This window comes from Sinomonas sp. G460-2 (genome assembly GCF_047759905.1).
Classification (GTDB): Bacteria; Actinomycetota; Actinomycetes; order Actinomycetales; family Micrococcaceae; genus Sinomonas.
Window position 1 is genome coordinate 1 of the sequence record NZ_JBKZWT010000502.1, and the last position, 1654, is coordinate 1654.

The 1654-nt window shown below is 70.5% G+C and carries 1 protein-coding gene and 1 pseudogene; both read left to right on the forward strand.

Annotated features, from left to right (window positions below; translation table 11 throughout):
• Positions 1-117: 117 nt before the first annotated feature.
• On the forward strand, positions 118-1119 hold the full coding sequence (locus ACLN58_RS21895) for a proline racemase family protein (protein ID WP_415857319.1): 1002 nt from the start codon (positions 118-120) through the stop codon (positions 1117-1119).
• Between the two features lie 20 nt (positions 1120-1139).
• A pseudogene (locus tag ACLN58_RS21900) lies at positions 1140-1654 on the forward strand (ornithine cyclodeaminase family protein); the annotation flags it as partial.

The window sequence follows — 1654 nt, forward strand, 5'->3', positions numbered from 1 at the left end:
CTCGCCAAGGGCTACAAGTAACCACAACCTGACTCTTCGATTGCTCCGTAACTGTCGTTATAAGCCTCCAAAACGACAGTTACGGAGCAGTCGATGCCGAGGACGAAGGGCGCAAGCATGAGAACGAACCGCATCTTCCACGCCGTCGACTCCCACACCGAGGGGATGCCGACGCGGGTCATCACGGGCGGCATCGGGACGATCCCCGGCTCGAGCATGGCCGAGCGCCGCCTGTGGTTCATGGAGCACAGCGACTGGATCCGCACCCTCCTCATGTACGAACCCCGCGGCCATGCGTCGATGAGCGGAGCGATCCTCCAGCCGTCTACGCGGCCGGACGCGGACTTCGGCGTGCTGTACATCGAAGTCTCGGGCCTCCTGCCCATGTGCGGCCACGGCACGATCGGCGTCGCGACGGTGCTCGTCGAGACGGGCATGGTCGAGGTCGTCGAGCCGGTCACGACCGTGCGCCTCGACACCCCGGCCGGTCTCGTCGTCGCCGAGGTGGCCGTGCGGGACGGGCACGCGGAATCCGTCACGATCACGAACGTGCCCTCGTTCTCCGATCGGCTCGACGCCTCGGTGGACGTCCCCGGCTTCGGGACCGTCGCGTACGATCTCGCGTTCGGCGGCAACTTCTACGCGATCGTGGACCTCGACTCCCTCGGACTCCCGTTCGAGCGCTCGCGCAAGGACGATCTCCTCAAGGCCGGCCTCGCGATCATGGACGCGATCAACGAAACCGCCGAACCTGTGCACCCCGAGCGCGCGGACATCCGCGGCTGCCACCACGTCTACCTCAAGGCTCCGGGTTCGAACGCGGAGCACTCGCGGCACGCGATGGCCATCCACCCGGGCTGGTTCGACCGGTCCCCGTGCGGCACCGGCACGAGCGCCCGGATGGCCCAGCTTCACGCGCGCGGCGAGCTCGCCTTGGGTACGGACTTCGTGAACGAGTCCTACATCGGGTCGAGGTTCATCGGCCGCCTCGTGGGGGAGACCGAGGTCGCGGGCCGGCCCGCCGTGATCCCGACCGTCACGGGCCGGGCGTGGGTCACGGGCACGGCGCAGTACTTCCTCGACCCCACCGACCCGTTCCCGCGGGGGTTCCTGCTGTGAGCGTGGGTGGGAACGTGAGCGTGAGCTCGAACCGTGGGACCGGGAGCCTCCCGTACTTCGACGCCGCGGCCGTGCGCGCGGCGGCGCCATGGACGGACGCCGTCGCGGCCCTCGAGCGCGCCCTCCTCGACGGCGTGGACCCGGAGGAGGACGGCCCGCGCCTGTTCAGCCCCGCGCCGGGCGGCGAGTTCCTGCTCATGCCCGCATCCGGCCCGGCCTACAGCGGGGTCAAGGCCCTCACCGTCGCGCCGGGCAACCCGGCGCGCGGCCTCGAGAAGATCCAGGGCGTCTACCTCCTCGTCGACTCGGACACCCTCGCCCCCCTCGCCGTCATGGACGGCACCGAGCTCACGGCGATCCGCACGCCGGCGACGACGCTGCTCGCCGTCACGAGGATCCTCGCCTCGTCCGCCGGAGGCGTCCCCGAGAACCCCCGCGTGCTCGTCTTCGGTGCGGGGATCCAGGCCCTCAACCACCTCCGCGCGGCGCACGCCCTCATGCGCGGGGCGAGCCTCGCCGTCGTCGGCCGCCGTCC